Below are 18,632 nucleotides of genomic sequence, written 5' to 3' on the forward strand. Positions count from 1 at the left end.
TTATAAAACCATCAAATTACAGCCCCTGACTTCGGCATTGTCAAAACGGCCCAAAATTTCAAAAGAACCATCGGCATAGCTTTTGCCGAGATCTTGGGTGGCGATGAACGAACACGAATTGTAATTGGCCAGGTCGATAATATTGATTCCCCCGGTTTTTTCGAATTGTTGTGGGGTCAACGGGTCTTCAGTATCGCGTGTTGAAACACGCATCCACGGTGGACAATGGAATCTTCCATCACCTAAAGAATAGGCCTGCGATAATAATTCGGTCATACCGTATTCTGAATGTACTTCAGAAACGCCCAAGCCTTTTTTTAATAGTTTATGAAGTTCCGTTCGAATAATTTCCTTTCGCCTGCCCTTCATACCACCTGTCTCCATTACAATGGTGTTGCCCAGGTTCAAAGTATGGTTGTCGGCCAAATCCAATAGTGCGAACGATACACCTAATAAAATTGTTGGGGTATTGGCTGCTTCTAATCCTTTTAGGGTAAGGATCAGCTTATCGAGGTCGTTCAAATAGAAGCCACTTTTTTTATTTTTGGATTTCTGAATGAGATCATTGGCCATATAAATCAATGATGACCCTTCACGCTCTAAATAAGAGGGTAACAAGGCCAAAATGCAATAATCTTCGATATTGCCATAAAAGAGTTCAAATGCCCTTAAGTAACTTTTTTCATAGAGTGAGAGGTCGCTCACATAGTGTTTGCTGGTCGAAGCACCTGTAGTTCCGCTACTGGTAAAGATGGCTTTTGGTGCTTCGGTTGTCGAAACGACTTTCTTCGTTTTAAAAAACGATATCGGTAAATATGGGATCGCTTTTAGTGTTCTCACCTGTTGCGGGCTTACCCGTAAATGATCACAAAACGATCGGTAAATTTGGTTGTGCCGGTACTGATGGTTGAAAACCAGTAATGCAGCGGTCTCAAACCCCGAATCGTTGGTAATCGAGAAAATGGAATCTGAAGTAAGGCCCATGCTAACAAAAATACCTAAAATAAAAGCCCCAATACGAGTATTGGGGCTTTCATGTTGTTAGTTTGGGTAGTTATTTTATCACCAGCTTTCTGGTCATTGTTTTTTTGTTTTCCGATACCTGTAAAACATATACACCGGGTACAAGTTTTGAAATATTCAAAGTATTGGTGGCAATCCGTTTGTGAAGCACAATTTCACCAAAGACGTCAAAGATTTGAATTTCTTTACTGCCATTAGAGGCCGTGGTAATATAGACTTCATCACCATAAGCGGGATTCGGGTACATTTTAAAACCTTTAACCTCGATAGGTTCGATATGGTTGACACTGACCAATTCTTGACCGAATGTAAATAGGGGTAACGCCATAAGAACGATTAAGTAGATTTTCTTCATGTAAGTGCGATTTGGGATAATTGCAATACAAATGTAGCTGACAGCAACGAAGAAAACCATTAAATGTTGTGAAACGCAAAACTTTGTAGGTCAGTACGATGAACTACATGAATTATACCTAAAAATGGTATTGAAGAATCGGTATTACTTGATAATGAGCTTTCTGGTAGCTACTTTATCTTTTTCGAAAACCCTTAAAATATAAACCCCTTTATCAAGTCTAGAGACATTGAGTTCTTTGCCGAGAATGGTAGCCTCGAATACTTGGGTACCCAATACATCAAAAATATGTACGGTCTTAGGCGCGTTTTGGGCAGTGTTGATGAAAATCTTTCCGTTGATCGTGGGATTGGGGTATAATTTGAAGCCCTCTATATCACTATTAACCTTGGATTCTTGTGAAAATCCTAAAGTGCAGACCATAAAAAAGAACACGAGGTAAAGTTGCTTCATAAAGTATTGATAACAAACGATATGCCACAAATATAAAAAAATTGAAAGGGTGTGAAGACTTTGTTAAGGAAAAAAGCTACACTTTTCGATGAAGTGTAAAAAAAGGCCCCGCAATTAGCGGGGCCTTTTTAACTATGAAACTAAATTAACTAATTAATGCCCACGGTCCATCCGGCACCCCATGTAGCAATATCAGTGCCTGTTCCGTTGCCTTCACCAAAAATAAAGTCTGCTTCTGTAAAGGTAAAGCCCGTGTCGTTTCTTAATCTTGTAGTCACATTATTAAAAGTAACATCCGTAACGTTCAATAAGCCATCGATAACCCCTTGTCCGGTTGGGTTGTCACCGGCATCACCATCCAAATCAAATGCTTCATCAAAATCGGTTATAACAACATTATTAAATAATCCTTGCGTACCTGCTCGTAAACGAATTGCTTCGCTTGCATCATTTGCTCCTATTACGGTAACATTGGTCACATTTGGTGCGGAGAAGGCTCCAGATGCATTACTGAAATCCGTATTGTACCCATCACATTCAAAAGCTTTGTCGTGACTTGTGCCATGTTGAACGTAGACATCCGTCAAATTACCCGTAAAACCTTCGGTCCAATCAATGGAATCATCCTCAGAATTTACAACGACCAAGTGACTTGCATTCACGGTTCCGCCAAAGAATTCAAAACCGTCGTCAGAGCCTTCGTAGACTTGAACAAAATCGATAGTGGTACCACTACCCACGGCATAAGCAGATAAACCATTTAATTCTGCGTTTCCATCAATGGCACCCCCAGCAAATTCGATGCGCACATATTGTAGGATACCTGAATTGTCAGTAGGGGTATTGCCACCATAAGAGAGTCCACCAACTTCTGAAGTTGCCGTATCGGTAGATCCATCTGCAGTTGAGTTGATAGGCGCTCGACCACAAATTACCAAACCACCCCAATCACCCGAAGAAGGATTGCTTGCGTTTGAAGTAAGCACAATGGGCTCACTTGCCGTACCCATGGCATTGATTTGGGCACCTTGTTGAATAGCGATATACGCATTTACACCAACAGGTTGAGCCCGAACCGTCATACCTGCAGGAATGGTCAATGTAGTACCATCTGCCATCAAAACCGGACCGGTAATAGTATATTCGATATTTGGATCCAATGTGAGATCTTCAGTGAATACCCCACTAAGATTTACTGCGGTTACATTTGGATCCGGTTCTTCGCCATTGTTATTATTGATAACACTGTTATCGTTAATTATAATATCAGCGGTATCGTCGCTTTCGCATGCAATGAACAATGCAGCGGCTATACCTAAAAATAAAAACTTGTTTTTCATTGTTTTGAGTTTAAAAAAATAATTAAAATTTATATTTAAGGGTTAGCCCTACGTTAACCCCAAGATTGAATTCACGAATTACGATATCACCGATTCCAGTATTTTCTCGAACAAAAGAAATGTCTGGATTCAATAGGTTCTTGGCACTCAAATTAGCTTCGAAATGTTCTCCAAATGAGTTTTTCCAGATGAAGTTTAGAGAGGGTACCGATCTTTCTACAATGTTCCCTAAGCTACCTGCACCCAGGGAAAAGATACGATCGGAGAAATATGAAAATGCCAATGTAGCTTTTGGTTTATAGTCACCAAATACTGGACTGTAGTTCAAGTCGGCGTTTACAATAAAAGGAGAAGCGCCCTCAAGTTTATCAGAATCGCGCTCAAAAGACGTCCCAAAGGTATTGTCAGCACCCCCTGGTATATCCTTTAAATCTTGACTGGTATCCGTATAGGCAGCATTTAACCCGATAGAAACTAATGCATTTTCATCAGCATCGGTAAGCAAGTTCTTGCGAGCCTCAACTTCCACTCCAAAAACATCAGCTTGTTCACCAGTTCTAAAATAACGTTGTGTACCAGTAGCATCGGCAGCTACTACCCTGTTAACTGGGTCTTTGATAGTTTTGGCGAAAGCGGCAATTGATATGATTTCACCGCGTTCTAAGAACAACTCGTATTTTAAATCATAATTATATACATCAGAGTAGGTTGCCCCAGTACCATCTAAACCACCCAATAAGTCAGGGTTACCACCTACCCGTTGGGTAACACCTTCATAAACAAAGGGTGCTACTTCTTTGAATTCAGGAAATGAAGCCGTCTTACTTGCTGCCAAACGAAGGTTTGAGTTTTCATTGATGGCGTATTTTACGTTTACGCTGGGTAGATAGATGTTCTCGTAAACGTCCCTGAAGCCGGGGTCATCGGGGCGAATGTTGATTACATCATATGCTACCTTTTGATCAAAAGATTCAATACGGAACCCCGGAATAATGGTCCATTTTTCATTTAGTGCCCATTCAGCGGATACATATGCAGCATGGACGTTTAAATTTCCGGTATAGGTGTTCTCAGGTAAGCCAGGTCTATTCGTATTTCCAATTTCATTGTTGATAGGGTTCAATACAATCAAATCATAAAGACCGCTGCCATCAGGAATGTTGATATTGGCGACATCAAAAATGCTATTAAAATCATTGACATCCGTTACTGGGGTCCCATCTCGATCCTGAATTTCGTAACCATATCTAATACTATTGAAATTACGCTCTTTTCTTCTGCCGTTATAACCAAAATTCAATTTTACCTTTTCAGAAACTTGGTAATCAAGATTCAAGAAACTGTTTAGTTCATCATCTTCAATACTTTGAAAAAAACGTTGATTGTCAAAGGGAATATTGGTATAGAATACGGGGTTGGTATTCGGGTCGTCATCCAAAGAAAATTGAAAATTCTCAAGGGTAATACGCTTTCTATCCGGCTCATCAGAGAAAACTTTGTTAAAGCCCGTGCCCCAATCCAAAGACAACTTTTCATTAAAGATATGTTGACTGGTCAATTGGTTTACAAAAATCATATCTTGATTGAATTGAACATTGGTTACATGAAACCCTTCATCAGTGTTTAGAATAGCATCTCTGTTGGTACCTAGTCCGTTTACACCAAAATAGCTAACTGCATCATTAGAGCTATTGATGAAAAGGGAACTGTATTTAACCTTGTGCTCATTGTTGATCTTATAAGTCAGATTAGCAAGTAAAGTAGTAGTAGTACCATAAGAGTACTCTTGAACATTTGGAAAATCAATTTTTAAAACATTGGTGAAATCTCGAGCAGGGCCTTCCCTAAATTCATAACTGCTATTGAAACTTGCAGAACCAAAAAAGCTCAAACGGGATTCGTTCTCGAAGTTCCATGAATAACCACCATCCACTGAGGCGGAAAGATTGATTGGGCTCCAGGCACTTTGAGGGTCGACCCCATGTGATAATACCACCGCAAAAGGATCATTATCATATCTATTATAAAAACCAAAGTCACTCGGGCCTTCACTTCGTACAAAATCTTCACCACTAGCATTGGAGTTTAGCCCGCTTCCTATAGAAATGTCGATAAAACCATCACCCGTATATTCTTTAGAGTCAATATTGACGTTTCCGGCAGCAAAATCGCCATAAAACCCTGAAGAATAGGCTTTTCTTACTGAAACATTTTCGATGATGCTTGATGAGAATAAATTGAGGTCTATGTTCTTTTTGTTCACATCATTAGAGGGTAATGACAACCCATTCATAGTCGTATTTTGGTAGCGGTCACCTAACCCACGTACATAAACATTACTTGACCCTTGTTGTTTTGAAATGCCAGAAATTTGGGCAACTGCAGAAGCTGCATCATCAATACCTTTTAAGGTTAGGGCCTCTGCGCTAATGGCTTCTTGAAGAACCAAGGCATTCTTTTGTTCCAACAACAAAGCAATTTCCGAGTCTTTTCGGGCACTGGTCGTAATCACGACCTCATCTAGGGCAAAACCTTGTGAGGCACTCATAGGTACATTGATGGTAGTCACTTTGTCTACAACAACTTCTACATTAGGTATTTCAACAGTTTCATAGCCTAAGTAACTGAATTGAATGGTATATACTCCGGGTTCAAGACTAGAAAGCTCATAGAGCCCGTCAAAATCTGATGTTGTACCTATAGTGGTTCCTTTAATAAGCACATTTGCAAAAGCCAAAGGCTCATCGTTCAGTTCTTTGTCGGTCAACTTTCCGACTATGGAACCCGTTTGCTGAGAGAAGCTTAGCAAGGTGAATAAAAGAGTTGTCAAAAACAGTGTATATTTCATTACTCGATTTGTTGGTTTTAACTCGGCGCAAAGAAAGTCAGTGGTTGTAAAGGCCATGTTACCCATATGTTAAAGGTTTATTTCAAAAGGGTTACGATAAGGTTATGAGATTAAATCAATGTTAAGTGGTAAAGGGGTAATTGTATTATCTTTACATTTGGGTGAAAAGGAAGTAAAATAGTAGCTATTCCGAGATGGTTTAAAAGTCTCATAATTAATGGTTTAAAAAAATTAACTTACTAACCGTAGCTAACCAAAAACAGAAATACCAATACGATGAAAACAAAGAATATTAAGATACTTTTAGTGGATGATGAACCAGATATTCTTGAAATCGTAAGTTATAACCTATCTTCTGAGGGTTATGAGGTTATAACCGCTAAAAATGGCGTGGAAGGGGTAGCAAAAGCGAAGAAAAAGCAACCGCACCTTGTTATCTTGGATGTTATGATGCCCGAAATGGATGGCATTGAGGCATGCGAGATCATGCGCCGCACCCCCGGCCTTGAAAATACCATCATTACCTTTTTGACGGCGAGAGGTGAAGATTATTCGCAAGTAGCCGGTTTTGATGCCGGGGCCGATGATTATATCACCAAGCCGATCAAGCCCAAGGTTTTGATCAGTAAGGTGAAGGCCCTTCTAAGAAGGTTAAAAGAAGATAAGTCAGAAGTAGAGGATATTGTTAAAGTTGGCAATATCGTCATCAATCGCGAAGAATATAAAATAGTCAATAATGGCAAAGAAATCATATTGCCAAGAAAAGAGTTTGAGCTATTGGCCTTATTGACTTCAAAACCAAGTAAGGTTTTTAAGCGAGAAGTCATACTCGATAAGGTATGGGGCAATGAAGTTGTCGTTGGTGGAAGGACTATTGACGTGCATATCAGAAAATTGCGTGAAAAAATTGGTGACCATCATTTTAAAACCGTTAAAGGGGTGGGTTATAAGTTTGTGTTATAATGGCTATTGCCCTAAAAAAGTCATACCGTTTTGCACTTCGTTCGTCATTTTACATTTGTTTGGTTGCAACCTCGGTGCTCTGCGTCATTTTATTTTTAATCGACCAATTACATTGGCGGCTCCCGAGTATATTCTTACCGTTTTGTTTTGTAGCCTCCTTTCTTATTATTCAATCACGGGTCGAACGCTTTATTTACCGTAGGGTCAAAAAAATATATGATGATGTTTCGTTATTGGAATCCTCATCATTCTCCTCAAAACCCGTCACTACCGATATGAAGACCTTGACGGAGGAAATTGGCAAGTTTGCCCAAGATAAAAAGGTCGAGATCGATACCCTAAAAATTAGGGAAGAGTACCGTAAGGATTTTTTGGGTAACGTTTCGCACGAATTGAAAACACCCCTGTTTACCGTTCAAGGTTATATTCTAACATTGCTTGATGGGGCCATGAAAGACCCTAAGGTAAATGAGAAATATTTAAAGCGGGCCAGCAAGGGGGTAGAACGTCTCATCTATATTGTGAAGGACCTCGATTTGATCACCAAGTTGGAAGCTGGGGATCTGCGTCTTCAGAAAGAGGAATTCGACGTTATTGAGATGATTCAAAACGTATTTGATCTTCTTGAAATGAAAGCCGCAAAAAAAGAGATCAGCCTGACCTTTGACATGAAATATGCGGCACCTATCCATGTATTGGCCGACGCTGAAAAAATACAACAAGTACTTACCAACCTCTTGGTAAACTCCATAAAGTATGGCCATACCAACGGAACGACTGAGGTGAGTGTAGAAAACTTGATCAAGAATAAGGTCATCGTTCGGGTTACCGATAATGGCGAGGGTATTCCTGAACAGCACATTCCCAGACTTTTTGAACGTTTTTATCGTGTGGATCAAAGTGGCAGTAGAAAAGAAGGTGGCTCTGGGTTAGGCCTTTCTATAGTAAAACATATCATTGAGGCACATGGCGAAAAAATTTATGTCGAAAGTGAAGTAGAGGTAGGTTCAGAATTTTCTTTTACCCTTGAAAAAACCCCAAATAGTGTTTCATAATCAATATTGGTCCCAAAGTTGGTCAGTCCTGAATAGTCTTTAATCGCTGTCAAGTCGGCTAAGGTAAAATTTGATTGTGAGGTACTTGGTGCAATGCCTTTTTTATCGAGCCGTTCGGCAAGATATTCTTGTTCGTACTGGCCCGGAGTGGGAATGAAGAACACCTTTTTTTCTAACTTGGCCAAATCCATTATCGTGGTGTATCCTGAACGGCAAAGGATTTCTTTGCTTGAATTTATTGCATTTTCAAGTCCTTCTGAGGTCATAAAATTATACAGTTCGATATGACCGTTCGGTAAAGAAATCCGTTGAATTTTTTGTTCTTCTTGAATCTTCCCTTCCACAAAAAGAAGCCTTCCTTTAAATTCCCTCAGTTCATGGAGCAGTTTTTCTTGTAATAGCGTACGTTGTGGTTCCGGCCCCGAAAGTAAGACCATTAAATCGTATGAAATTGTAGTCTCGATTTTTTCAAACCTACTCAATGGCCCCAAATAGGTAATGTTGAGTTTTGAGTTTTTCAGATGGCCTAGCCTGCCGGTCAAATTTGGTTTTTTTGAAGTATCCGGCACCCAACAACCGACAAATTTCTTAATGATCTTCTGATGGATTTTCGAACTGAACCAAGTAGTATTTCCTGATAGGACGTTAAGTTGATGGGTGATAAAAACACAGGGCACTTTTTTTGAATAAACCCCTAAACGGTTATCAGAGATGATTCCATCAAGACGGTATAGTTTTACCAATCGTTTGATTTGTTTTTTCTCTTTGGCCATGGCCTTGATTACTTTAGGGGAATCCCAGACCATTTTCAATTTGAAGTTCTTTCCTTTTTCCGCATACTTAATTTGATACGATGATAGTTCAAAAGAAGGTAGTTCGGGGAATTCTTTTTGTAAAAGTGTCAATGCGGCACCATCAGAGGCAATAAAAGGTTGGTGCCCGTGGGACAGGAGCGCATTAATAATGGGGATACATCTTGTGGCATGCCCAAGCCCCCAGTTCAAGGGTGCTACTAAAATTCGTTTTGAGTTGGCCATAATTGTAAAGAAACCGAACTGCTTTAAGTTTTGGATTTCCTTAGTTTTGTCAAAACATTAAATTTTTGTTTTGGGTAGTAAGAACAAGCTAAAACGTTTTAAAGAGAACGAGACTTTTGACAACGTTATTCAACCAACACGCGATGCCGTTACCAATGGATTTGAACTAAAAGGCAAATGGAGTACTTTTTTCAAGAACGACAATCCGATTGTATTAGAGCTTGGCTGTGGTAAAGGCGAGTATACGGTCGGTTTGGCGCGAATGAACCCTAATAAGAATTATATTGGTATTGATATCAAGGGAGCGCGATTTTGGCGCGGGGCCAAGACGGCTTTAGAAGAAGGCCTTGAAAATGTTGCTTTTTTAAGAACCCAGATTGAGCTGGTTGACCAGCTTTTCGAAGAAAACGAGGTTTCTGAAATCTGGATTACTTTTCCAGATCCCCAAATAAAATATAAGCGTACCAAACATCGAATGACCAATACGGTTTTCTTGGAAAAATACAGAACGATCTTACAATCAAATGGGTTTGTTCATTTAAAGACGGATAGTGAATTCATGCATGGATATACTTTAGGGTTGCTTCATGGACATGGGCATGAGGTCATTTATGCCAACCATGATGTGTATAAGAACGAAGGAAGCCCTGATGAGGTTCTTATGATCCAGACTTTCTATGAAAATCAGTATCTTGAAAAAGGAAAACCAATTACCTATATCCAATTTCGGATAGCTGACTAGATGACACACCTTTTGATTTTATTTCTAGCGACTTTTGGCGCTGCGTTTTTGGCATCGGCCCCACCAGGACTGCTAAATGTAAATGCAGCGAAAACAAGTGTTGAAAAGGGAAAGTCAAATGGGGTGATTTTTGGTATTGGCGTGGCGGTTATGGTCATGCTTCAGACGTATATATCGGTGAGAATTGCCAAATACCTCTCACGACATCCTGAAGTGGTCGATGGGTTAATGCAATTTGCCATAATAGTGTTCGCCTTTTTGATGGTGTTTTTCTTTGTAAAGGCTCGAAATACCAAAGTGAAGGGGGTGATTGCTGAAAAGGGTGCTAAAAGAAATAGTTTTACCAAAGGTCTTTTTTTAGCGGCCATCAATATATTGACCATACCGTACTACAGCGGCCTTAACTCTTTATTTCATGCCCAGGGCTTTATGAATTATGAGGTCATCGATGAGATGGTCTTTATTTTATCTGCGGGCACCGGTACTTTTTTGGTAATGTACCTCTATGTTTTCTATTTTAACAGAAAGAGTTCAAAAAGAGGACGGTTCGCAAAGAACTCAAATTATATCTTGAGCGCCTTAATGCTAGTTTTATTGACCATTACATTGATTCGAATAGCCTGTACATAAAAAGATGCAAGAGCCTAATTTTTTTGATAAAGTCTATGAGGTCGCCAAGTTGATACCCTATGGTCGGGTGACCTCTTATGGCGCCATAGCAAAATACCTGGGTGCTGCCCGAAGTGCAAGGATGGTCGGTTGGGCGATGAACAATTCGTTGGCAAAAGATGTGCCGGCCCATCGTGTGGTAAATCGGGTCGGGGTGTTAACGGGTAAGCACCATTTTGATGGTACCAATCTGATGCAACAACTATTAGAGAACGAGGGACTTAAAATTGAGGACAATCAAATCGTAGATTTTCAAAAATACTTTTGGGATCCGGTGAAAGAGTTAGGGGAGTAAGCGGTCAAAATCATCTCCTTTCCAATAGTTCGATGCCTTTTTATTGAGGGCGATTTTTTTCATAAAACCTTTCTCGACCAATTCTTCCAAATCGGTTCTCGCGGTTTGGTTCGTTATTGAAAAAATAGTTTCTATTTCCTTTACCGTAAAGAATCGATTGGAATCCTTTTCCAGCCAAAATAGTACTTGTGCTTGTCGCTCATTGATACCGTTGATTTTAAAGAACTTTGATAAATCTTTCCGTTGTTCTTTTTTCTTGGCGATATAATCTTTTAGATCCTCAAAAGCCTTGGTCAATACCTTTACTTGATAGTGGATAAAATAAGTGACATCCATATCGTCAATCTCCGTATAGATATAGGCTTTTTCATACTGGGTCTTGGTTTCCATAATTACCCTTGAAATGGAAAGATATTCAGTTAACCAATAACCGTTTTTTAACAAATACCAATAAAACAGGGCTCTAGCGGTTCTTCCATTACCATCGTAAAAAGGATGGATATATCCTACCAAAAAATGAAGAATGGAGGCTTTTACGATTGGGTGAATAAAGTTCTCTTTCGGATTTGAATTAAAGAATTCACAAAAAGATTGCATCAATTCATCCAACTCTTCATAGGGCGGAGGCGTATGCACAATTTCCCCAGTAATTTCATTCATTATATGAACATCATCCGTGGATCTTAAAACCCCAACATGTCTGTTCTCTATCGTGTTTTTGGTGACTATTTGATGGATTTCAAAAAGCTTTTCTAACGAGATGTCTGAATCTTGATTTTCACTAATATATTGAATAGCTTGATAATTATTCAATATCATTTGCTCTGATTTGTTACGGGGTTTGGCCTTTTTGCGTAACATCTCTTTTGCCTTAATACGGGTCGTCGTTGCACCCTCTATCATGGAAGAGAAAATGGATTCTTCCATCAAGGCATTCTTCAGATATTGTTGCTTATCCAAATCAGATAGCAGTTCTTCTTTTTGAAGTCCCGCACCAAAGTTGAAATCTAGATAATGGAGTTTTTGTAAAAGTTGGTCATTTAAGTTGTAATCAAAAACTATCTTTAATCCACAAAAATAATATCTTATGCCTCTTAAGCTTCTTCTAAATTTTATTTCAAACCAAGCTTCTTCATTATCCCAGTTATTGAATTTGAGATATTTTACTTTGTCCCAATACAGATAATCATTGTTGATTTTGTGAATGAGTTCCTTGTTTTCCCATATTTTTTTTTCGCTGCTGGAAATATTTTCTCTTAGTTTGTGAAGTGGATATTTAGGGGCTTTTTCAACCATAAGCATTAGTATTTCCTAATTTTTTAAAAATTAGGAAAAATTATTATATTTCAAATTTATGCAATTATTTGTAAATTTTTAAAAAATTAGGATAAATCACTTCATTTCGTAGAACGCCCCAGCACCAAAAATGTCATGCTGAGCGCAGTCGAAGCAACAATATCCTTTAGATAACAGAACCTTATGGCGGCATTCCCAATTCCGATATAACTACTTCAAAATCTAAACCCTACACCGTATCTTTGTAATCCATTTGAACGACCATAAGCGGGCAGGTGTGGAATTCATATAAACGATTGCACTATAAATAGGGCTGAATGAAGCTAGATAAAAAAGAAGTTTTAAAGGCGTTGGAATTTATCACCGTACCAGGTGAGGGCCAAAACATGGTTGAAAGTGGTGCGGTAAAGAACATACAGATTTTTGGGGATGAAGTCGAAGTTGACGTCACTATAGCGAATCCGAGTTTGCAGGCACGAAAGAAGACCGAAGTTGAGATACTGAAAATCATCCATGAAAAGGTATATGCAAAGGCTAAAATCAAAGTGAATCTTAAAGTCGAGGCAGCTGCAAAACCAAAGGTCAATGAAATCAAAGGAAAACCGATTGCGGGTATTCAAAATATTATCGCCGTGGCCTCTGGTAAAGGAGGTGTCGGTAAATCTACGGTAACCGCCAACTTGGCCGTTACCTTGGCAAAAATGGGATTTAATGTTGGCCTGTTGGATACCGATATCTATGGTCCTTCAATGCCCATAATGTTCGATGTGGCCATGGAACGCCCCCTCTCTATCAATGTTGATGGAAAGAATAAAATGAAGCCCGTTGAAAATTATGGGGTTAAACTATTATCGATAGGCTTCTTTACGCAACCGAACCAAGCGGTGATTTGGCGCGGACCAATGGCTTCAAAAGCATTGAACCAGATGATTTTTGACGCACATTGGGGTGATTTGGATTTTCTTTTGTTGGATTTGCCCCCTGGTACGGGAGATATCCATTTAAGTATTATGCAGTCATTACCCGTAACAGGAGCGGTCGTTGTTAGTACGCCCCAAGAGATTGCATTGGCAGATGCCCGTAAAGGGGTCGCCATGTTTCAGCAAGAGGCAATAAATGTTCCCGTTTTGGGTATTATTGAGAATATGGCCTATTTTACCCCCGCTGAACTGCCTGACAACAAATATCATATCTTTGGTAAAGATGGTGCGAAGCACCTGGCCGTTGATTTAGAGGTGCCTTTTTTAGGTGAAGTACCTTTGGTGCAAAGTATTCGTGAGGCAGGGGATATTGGTAGACCGGCAGCATTGCAAGCGGCATCACCAATCGAAGCGGCATTTGAAGCACTGACCAAGAACGTGGTACAGGAATTGGTCAATAGAAATACGGATTTGCCCCCAACAGAAGCAATTAAGATTACAACAATGGCAGGTTGTGCTGCAGTTAAAAAGTAAATCGTCATGACATCAGAAGAAGTGAAGCAGAACGTAGAAAAAGCATTGGATGAGATCCGTCCTTTTTTACAAAGTGATGGAGGTGATATTTCACTGATTTCAATCGATAATGATATTTCGGTAAAAGTTCGCTTAGAAGGTAATTGTATTGGTTGTAGCGTGAATCAAATGACGCTTAAAAGCGGGGTCGAAATGACCATCAAAAAGTACGCTCCGCAAATAGAGGAAGTCATCAACTTAAGCTAACCTGACTACAATTGGATTTCTTTTCCTTATCACAAAACTTAGTTTTACCCCTTTGATAACTTTTTATGGTAACTACCGATATTCTGATAATTGGAGCTGGACCAACTGGGCTTTTTACCGTTTTTGAGGCTGGTCTTTTAAAATTGAAATGCCATTTGATCGATGCCCTTCCGCAGGCGGGTGGCCAATGTTCTGAGATTTACCCCAAGAAGCCCATTTACGACATTCCAGGTTTTCCAGAAGTTTTAGCGGGTGATTTGGTCCATAATCTCATGGAACAGATCAAACCCTTTCAGCCCGGTTTTACTTTAGGGGAACGGGCAGATAGTATAGAAAGATTAGATGACGGTTCTTTTATCGTAACCACAAACAAGGGCACTGAGCACAAGGCCCCTATTGTGGCCATTGCAGGCGGATTGGGGAGCTTTGAACCGCGTAAGCCGCAATTGGATAACCTCGCCCGTTTTGAAGATAGGGGCGTGGCTTATATTATACGTGACCCTGAGGTTTTTAGGGACAAAAAGGTTCTTATGGCCGGCGGTGGTGATTCTGCGTTGGATTGGGCCATTTTTTTGACCGATGTAGCATCAGAGGTAACCTTAGTGCACCGTAGAAACGAGTTTAGGGGAGCTTTAGATTCCGTAGAGAAAGTTCAAGAATTGAAGAACCTCGGAAAAATCAACTTAATTACCCCCGCTGAGGTGGTTGAGCTAAAAGGGGAAGCGAATTTGACCGCCGTAACCGTTCAAAAAACAGATACAAAAGAAACCATAGAGATAGCTATAGATGATTTTATCCCGCTTTTTGGGCTATCGCCCAAATTGGGCCCGATAGCGGATTGGGGGTTGGAAATTGAAAAGAATGCCATCAAAGTGGATAATACGCTGGATTATCAAACCAATATTCCCGGTATATATGCCATTGGTGATGTGAATACCTATCCTGGTAAGCTAAAACTGATTCTTTGTGGGTTTCACGAAGCGACCTTAATGTGCCAAAGTGCGTATCAACGTATCCATCCTGATAAAAAATATGTAATGAAATATACCACGGTAGGTGGTGTGACCGGTTTTGATGGTAGTAAAAAGGAAGCACCGAAGGCTGTTGTAAAAAGTATAGATTAGTACTTAGTGAAATAGTAAGAAAGTGAGTTAGTTTAATAATGGATATCGGTTATGACCGTACAACGTTTTGAAGACTTAAAAATTTGGCAAAAATCACAAGATTTAGCTGTACGAATCTATGCTTCTTTTTCAGGTAGTAGAGATTTTGGTTTTAGAGATCAGATTACCAGAGCTTCCATCTCTATTTCAAATAACATAGCCGAAGGTTTTGAGCGAAGTTCAAATGCAGATTTCAAACGCTTTCTTTATTTCTCCCTTGCTTCCAACAGCGAATTAAGATCTATGCTTTATCTGTCAGAAAGGCTAAACTACATCGATAAAAGTGAATCAAAAGATTCAATTAATGAGACTAATGAAATTTCAAAAATGTTATATGCATTCATTAAATCGATGAAATAAATTTATAAAGAGTAATCTAGTTGCTAATTTGATATCAAATAAATTCTAAAATCTTAAATTTCACTGTAACACTAATCCACTATTCCACTCTAAAGTATGTCTGATATAAAAATCAAGATTATTGACCGTGAAGGCACCCTCCATGAAGTGGATGCCCCAACCGACATGAATATGAACCTGATGGAGGTCGTACGTTCTTATGAACTGGCCCCAGAGGGCACCATAGGCATTTGTGGTGGTATGGCCATGTGCGCCTCATGCCAATGTTACGTAAAATCCAATCATGAACTCCCCGAAAAATCCGATGATGAGGAAGCCATGTTGGCCGAAGCCTTTAATGTTGAAAATACTAGTAGATTGGGGTGTCAAATCCATATCACTCCGGAGTTGGATGGGCTGGAAGTGGAGTTGGCTCCAGAAGAGCTTTAAAGAAATCAGAAAACCTGAATGCTTAAGATGACTTCAAAATTGCCGAAGTAATCACCATTGCTACCTACAAACCTACTAATGATATCCCTTCGGGATTGTCTTCTAAGTTCAATACCATATTTTTCGTTGAATACAAATCCGACCCCGTACATAATATTACTTGAAAAGGTAGACTCCCGCCCATTTAGGGATGAGTTTATAGGGTTGTCCAGCACCATACCGCCATTGATATAAAATTTTGAATTTTTAAGGAATAGGTAATGCCTTAACCCAATTGGTACCTCAATTGATTTGTAGTCTACGGTATTTTCTGAGGTATCATCGTCAGACTGAAAACTTTGATAGGTGGGTTCAAAAATAAATGCCCACTTGTTCTTGTTGAAGGGTAGTACCAGTTCTGCTTCGACTCCAAAACGAACGCCTAGCATATTGCCAAAGTCAAAGCTAATGTCGCGGAAAATACCACTATCTATAAACTCTAGGGAACTGGATTTTAAACCAGGTCTAAGTGAAATATGAAACGCTACCTTACTTTTATTATCCTCGACATAAACCTTTTCGGGGTCAACGCAGGTATTGTATTTTTTAAATAGCGCAACCAATGAATTTTTTTCATATTTGACCGCCTTTATGTCAGTTGCCGATACGGATTCACACTTCAGTATGTTCGTTAGTTGTTGCTTATACCTTTCATTTACCTTTATCGTAGTTCCTTCAGGTATGAAACGTTTAAAAACCAATTGCTCATAGTTACCTTCGTTATTTTCTAGGGTAAAGAAATAACGAAATAAGTTACCTGATTTGTAGCGATAGAGACTGGCCTCGCCTATCAGTACTTCTTTTAAGAACAATCTTTCTTCGGTAAATACCGCCCTTCTATATGACGTTAGCTTGCTATTTTGATTACTGGATCTGTCTATATTGACCAGTGCACTCACATACCGTGATTCATTATAGACACCAAATTCCTTCACGCTGGTCACATCATGTAGTTGTTCCGTTGCGTTTTGTGAGGTCTTGTAGCTAAATTCCTCAGGATTGCTATCCCAATCGATATTTTTTATTAAAACGTCTTTTTTTTCACCTGTGCTATCAATGAAGTAACCTGCTTCAAAAGTAATTTGGGAATAACTGAAATTGGTCAAAAATAGTAATAGGATAAAAAAGGTTTTCTTGATCATTGAATTGGATTGAGTTGCACGAAAATAAGGATATTAGGCCTACGGAATCATTTTATTTCCAATCTGGTACTTACGTTTAAACCCCTATTCGATTCTTCACTTGCAATAAACTACTCCGTGCAGATACCTGCTTCTAAATCTTGTTGTGTGGGATTGTAACCATTACCCGTGGGAAAAACAGTGTCGGAAAGGCCGTTAGGTGCTTGAAACAAAGGTACAACACCACAAAAATCGGTCAGTTGGGCATTGTCTATGACTTGAAAACGGTCTCCAACTCGAGTTAAATTGTTCCAACCTTCCAGGTTTTCGATACTAGTACGAATGATTTGTAGTCTTCCCGTTATTTCTTCAACCGTGCTCATTCCTTCAAAAGAAGTGATTACATCATTACCCTCTGGGTTGCCCTGAATAAGTAGGCTGCCTTCAATGATTCGGTATCCTTTAGAGGCCAACCTATCCACTCGGAACTGATTACCTATTCTCAGGGTTCCATGATAGGTGTCTGCCGAAACCTCACGCCCACAGATTCCATTTACTATTTCATCGGCCGTAGGATTGTAACGATTAAAGGTGGGATCCCTAAAATCTCCTTGAAAACCATTTAATAATACCGCTTTAATTCCACAAAAGTCGAAAAGGGCATCATTATTCGCTATGGTAATATTGCCCCCAACGGTAGTAACGGATAATGCATTGAGCGTTGTTATCAGCGGATTTGCAGCAATTACAAAATCTTCTCCTATAGTCGTAACACTGACAAGGCCGTTTAAGTTTTCCAACACCTCATTTTCACCTATGGTCAATCTATTGCCTACATGTATCATGTTGGTAAGGCCATCGATATTTTTAAGGGACGTGTTGTAACTTATATTGAGGTGGTCAGTGAGCTCCGTGTTTAGGGCCAATGCATCAATATTTTCTAAGCCATCGGTATAGTTTATCGAAATGCTTTGACTGACCTGCATATTCTGCAATCCTGAAAGGTCTGTAAGATCAGTGGTGCTCATTAACCGAAATGCGCCTACTTTTACCAAGCCGACCAAACCGGAAAGGTCAGAAATATCAGATGTTGACGATACTACCTGAATACCGATGAAAAGCCTTCCGGTAATCTCGGTGTATCCCAATTTTGAAAAATCGTCGACTTCCTGCTGATTTTCCAAGGTTACATCACCATCATAAATAGTGCTTATTCCCACCCCTGTGAATTCGATTACCGATGCGCCACTTGAGGCATTGCTGGTAAAAACGATATCACCCTGATAATCTTGAACGGCTATTGGTTTGAAGGTTACTGTGATATCTTGTGAAGAATTGGCCGGTATGGTACCTGAGGTCCAGTCTAATTCCAAACCGTCGGGAACCTGAATACTGGAGACCACTAAATTGGAATTTCCCGTATTGGTCACTTTCAAATTTTGGGTACTGGAGTTGTTTTGTACGATAGACCCAAAGTCTAGGGTCGTACCTGCTTCTGTAGCCAGGTTAATTATGGCAACAGTTTCCTCAACCTCCTCATCTGGCATTGATATGGGGTCATCAGAAGATTCAGATGAACTGCAGTTCGTGAATAAAACCAATAGTAGTGCAAATTGAAAGAAACGGATGAGGAATGAGCGCATAAATTGGGGGATAAAAATAGTTTCGGTCTGTTCTTTTGTATAACCGTGTTTTGAACTTTTTATTGTTTCTATAAAGTATTTGAGCTTAAGCAATGCACCGT

The 18,632-nt window shown here is 39.6% G+C and carries 19 protein-coding genes; 10 read left to right on the top strand and 9 right to left on the bottom strand.

The features are described 5' to 3' along the window. From AACM45_RS11470 to AACM45_RS11490, 5 genes are all read right to left on the bottom strand, one after another. On the bottom strand, positions 1–984 hold the full coding sequence (locus AACM45_RS11470) for a LuxE/PaaK family acyltransferase (RefSeq protein WP_339142798.1): 984 nt from the start codon (positions 982–984) through the stop codon (positions 1–3). Between the two features lie 70 nt (positions 985–1,054). After that, positions 1,055–1,378, bottom strand: a complete 324-nt coding sequence (locus AACM45_RS11475) for a T9SS type A sorting domain-containing protein (RefSeq protein WP_339142799.1) — start codon at positions 1,376–1,378, stop codon at positions 1,055–1,057. Positions 1,379–1,522: 144 nt separating this feature from the next. After that, complete coding sequence (locus AACM45_RS11480) at positions 1,523–1,831, bottom strand: T9SS type A sorting domain-containing protein (protein ID WP_339142801.1); 309 nt, start codon at positions 1,829–1,831, stop codon at positions 1,523–1,525. 149 nt (positions 1,832–1,980) lie between these two features. Further along, positions 1,981–3,171 (bottom strand): multidrug transporter, encoded by a 1,191-nt coding sequence (locus AACM45_RS11485; RefSeq protein ID WP_339142802.1) that lies wholly within the window; start codon positions 3,169–3,171, stop codon positions 1,981–1,983. 22 nt (positions 3,172–3,193) lie between these two features. Continuing rightward, positions 3,194–6,019, bottom strand: a complete 2,826-nt coding sequence (locus AACM45_RS11490; RefSeq protein ID WP_339142804.1) for a TonB-dependent receptor — start codon at positions 6,017–6,019, stop codon at positions 3,194–3,196. 276 nt (positions 6,020–6,295) lie between these two features. On the opposite strand from AACM45_RS11490, the gene AACM45_RS11495 reads away from it, so the two are divergent. Together AACM45_RS11495 and AACM45_RS11500 are read left to right on the top strand one after the other, a co-directional pair. After that, a complete protein-coding gene (locus tag AACM45_RS11495) occupies positions 6,296–6,982 on the top strand; it encodes a response regulator transcription factor (protein ID WP_339142805.1) in 687 nt (228 codons plus the stop codon). Continuing rightward, on the top strand, positions 6,982–8,037 hold the full coding sequence (locus tag AACM45_RS11500) for a sensor histidine kinase (RefSeq protein ID WP_339142806.1): 1,056 nt from the start codon (positions 6,982–6,984) through the stop codon (positions 8,035–8,037). The genes AACM45_RS11495 and AACM45_RS11500 overlap by 1 nt, the downstream gene beginning before the upstream one ends. Here the strand turns inward: AACM45_RS11500 and AACM45_RS11505 are convergent. Continuing rightward, positions 7,962–9,074 (bottom strand): glycosyltransferase, encoded by a 1,113-nt coding sequence (locus tag AACM45_RS11505; protein WP_339142807.1) that lies wholly within the window; start codon positions 9,072–9,074, stop codon positions 7,962–7,964. The two genes, AACM45_RS11500 and AACM45_RS11505, sit on opposite strands and share 76 nt — an antisense overlap. Before the next feature lie 70 nt (positions 9,075–9,144). Here AACM45_RS11505 and trmB point away from each other — a divergent pair, with 70 nt between their 5' ends. From trmB to AACM45_RS11520, 3 genes are read left to right on the top strand one after another with little or no spacing between them, the layout of a single operon-like run. Continuing rightward, positions 9,145–9,816, top strand: a complete 672-nt coding sequence (gene trmB, locus AACM45_RS11510) for a tRNA (guanosine(46)-N7)-methyltransferase TrmB (RefSeq protein ID WP_339142808.1) — start codon at positions 9,145–9,147, stop codon at positions 9,814–9,816. Continuing rightward, positions 9,817–10,446, top strand: a complete 630-nt coding sequence (locus tag AACM45_RS11515; protein WP_339142809.1) for a LysE family transporter — start codon at positions 9,817–9,819, stop codon at positions 10,444–10,446. Positions 10,447–10,450: 4 nt separating this feature from the next. Continuing rightward, positions 10,451–10,780: an MGMT family protein gene (locus AACM45_RS11520; RefSeq protein ID WP_339142811.1), complete on the top strand. Its 330-nt coding sequence runs from the start codon at positions 10,451–10,453 to the stop codon at positions 10,778–10,780. Here the strand turns inward: AACM45_RS11520 and AACM45_RS11525 are convergent. Continuing rightward, positions 10,769–12,076 carry a Fic family protein gene (locus tag AACM45_RS11525; protein ID WP_339142812.1) on the bottom strand — a complete coding sequence of 436 codons (1,308 nt, stop codon included), beginning with the start codon at positions 12,074–12,076 and terminating at the stop codon, positions 10,769–10,771. The two genes, AACM45_RS11520 and AACM45_RS11525, sit on opposite strands and share 12 nt — an antisense overlap. 317 nt (positions 12,077–12,393) lie before the next feature. On the opposite strand from AACM45_RS11525, the gene AACM45_RS11530 reads away from it, so the two are divergent. The 5 genes from AACM45_RS11530 (at position 12,394) to AACM45_RS11550 (ending at position 15,728) form a co-directional block, all read left to right on the top strand. Further along, positions 12,394–13,530, top strand: coding sequence for an Mrp/NBP35 family ATP-binding protein (locus AACM45_RS11530; protein WP_339142813.1), 1,137 nt, complete (start codon positions 12,394–12,396; stop codon positions 13,528–13,530). Positions 13,531–13,536: 6 nt separating this feature from the next. After that, positions 13,537–13,776, top strand: coding sequence for a NifU family protein (locus AACM45_RS11535; protein ID WP_339142815.1), 240 nt, complete (start codon positions 13,537–13,539; stop codon positions 13,774–13,776). Positions 13,777–13,841: 65 nt separating this feature from the next. After that, positions 13,842–14,900: an NAD(P)/FAD-dependent oxidoreductase gene (locus AACM45_RS11540; protein ID WP_339142816.1), complete on the top strand. Its 1,059-nt coding sequence runs from the start codon at positions 13,842–13,844 to the stop codon at positions 14,898–14,900. Positions 14,901–14,951: 51 nt separating this feature from the next. Continuing rightward, positions 14,952–15,299: a four helix bundle protein gene (locus AACM45_RS11545; RefSeq protein ID WP_339142818.1), complete on the top strand. Its 348-nt coding sequence runs from the start codon at positions 14,952–14,954 to the stop codon at positions 15,297–15,299. Between the two features lie 96 nt (positions 15,300–15,395). Next, positions 15,396–15,728: a ferredoxin gene (locus tag AACM45_RS11550; RefSeq protein ID WP_339142819.1), complete on the top strand. Its 333-nt coding sequence runs from the start codon at positions 15,396–15,398 to the stop codon at positions 15,726–15,728. Between the two features lie 5 nt (positions 15,729–15,733). On the opposite strand, the gene AACM45_RS11555 is transcribed toward AACM45_RS11550, so the two are convergent. After that, positions 15,734–16,909 (bottom strand): tRNA modification GTPase, encoded by a 1,176-nt coding sequence (locus AACM45_RS11555; protein WP_339142821.1) that lies wholly within the window; start codon positions 16,907–16,909, stop codon positions 15,734–15,736. Positions 16,910–17,019: 110 nt separating this feature from the next. After that, a complete protein-coding gene (locus tag AACM45_RS11560) occupies positions 17,020–18,531 on the bottom strand; it encodes an Ig-like domain-containing protein (protein ID WP_339142822.1) in 1,512 nt (503 codons plus the stop codon). Positions 18,532–18,632: the final 101 nt, after the last annotated feature.

The sequence above is a fragment of the Croceitalea sp. MTPC5 genome (assembly GCF_036985505.1).
Classification (GTDB): Bacteria; Bacteroidota; Bacteroidia; order Flavobacteriales; family Flavobacteriaceae; genus Croceitalea.

What these genes read in the sequence shown, in the direction of transcription:
- AACM45_RS11470 (WP_339142798.1), bottom strand. Translation starts at nt 984, where the DNA reads ATGGGCCTTACTTCAGATTCCATTTTCTCGATTACCAACGATTCGGGG.
- AACM45_RS11475 (WP_339142799.1), bottom strand. Translation starts at nt 1,378, where the DNA reads ATGAAGAAAATCTACTTAATCGTTCTTATGGCGTTACCCCTATTTACA.
- AACM45_RS11480 (WP_339142801.1), bottom strand. Translation starts at nt 1,831, where the DNA reads ATGAAGCAACTTTACCTCGTGTTCTTTTTTATGGTCTGCACTTTAGGA.
- AACM45_RS11485 (WP_339142802.1), bottom strand. Translation starts at nt 3,171, where the DNA reads ATGAAAAACAAGTTTTTATTTTTAGGTATAGCCGCTGCATTGTTCATT.
- AACM45_RS11490 (WP_339142804.1), bottom strand. Translation starts at nt 6,019, where the DNA reads ATGAAATATACACTGTTTTTGACAACTCTTTTATTCACCTTGCTAAGC.
- AACM45_RS11495 (WP_339142805.1), top strand. Translation starts at nt 6,296, where the DNA reads ATGAAAACAAAGAATATTAAGATACTTTTAGTGGATGATGAACCAGAT.
- AACM45_RS11500 (WP_339142806.1), top strand. Translation starts at nt 6,982, where the DNA reads ATGGCTATTGCCCTAAAAAAGTCATACCGTTTTGCACTTCGTTCGTCA.
- AACM45_RS11505 (WP_339142807.1), bottom strand. Translation starts at nt 9,074, where the DNA reads ATGGCCAACTCAAAACGAATTTTAGTAGCACCCTTGAACTGGGGGCTT.
- AACM45_RS11515 (WP_339142809.1), top strand. Translation starts at nt 9,817, where the DNA reads ATGACACACCTTTTGATTTTATTTCTAGCGACTTTTGGCGCTGCGTTT.
- AACM45_RS11520 (WP_339142811.1), top strand. Translation starts at nt 10,451, where the DNA reads ATGCAAGAGCCTAATTTTTTTGATAAAGTCTATGAGGTCGCCAAGTTG.
- AACM45_RS11525 (WP_339142812.1), bottom strand. Translation starts at nt 12,076, where the DNA reads ATGGTTGAAAAAGCCCCTAAATATCCACTTCACAAACTAAGAGAAAAT.
- AACM45_RS11530 (WP_339142813.1), top strand. Translation starts at nt 12,394, where the DNA reads ATGAAGCTAGATAAAAAAGAAGTTTTAAAGGCGTTGGAATTTATCACC.
- AACM45_RS11535 (WP_339142815.1), top strand. Translation starts at nt 13,537, where the DNA reads ATGACATCAGAAGAAGTGAAGCAGAACGTAGAAAAAGCATTGGATGAG.
- AACM45_RS11540 (WP_339142816.1), top strand. Translation starts at nt 13,842, where the DNA reads ATGGTAACTACCGATATTCTGATAATTGGAGCTGGACCAACTGGGCTT.
- AACM45_RS11545 (WP_339142818.1), top strand. Translation starts at nt 14,952, where the DNA reads ATGACCGTACAACGTTTTGAAGACTTAAAAATTTGGCAAAAATCACAA.
- AACM45_RS11550 (WP_339142819.1), top strand. Translation starts at nt 15,396, where the DNA reads ATGTCTGATATAAAAATCAAGATTATTGACCGTGAAGGCACCCTCCAT.
- AACM45_RS11555 (WP_339142821.1), bottom strand. Translation starts at nt 16,909, where the DNA reads ATGATCAAGAAAACCTTTTTTATCCTATTACTATTTTTGACCAATTTC.
- AACM45_RS11560 (WP_339142822.1), bottom strand. Translation starts at nt 18,531, where the DNA reads ATGCGCTCATTCCTCATCCGTTTCTTTCAATTTGCACTACTATTGGTT.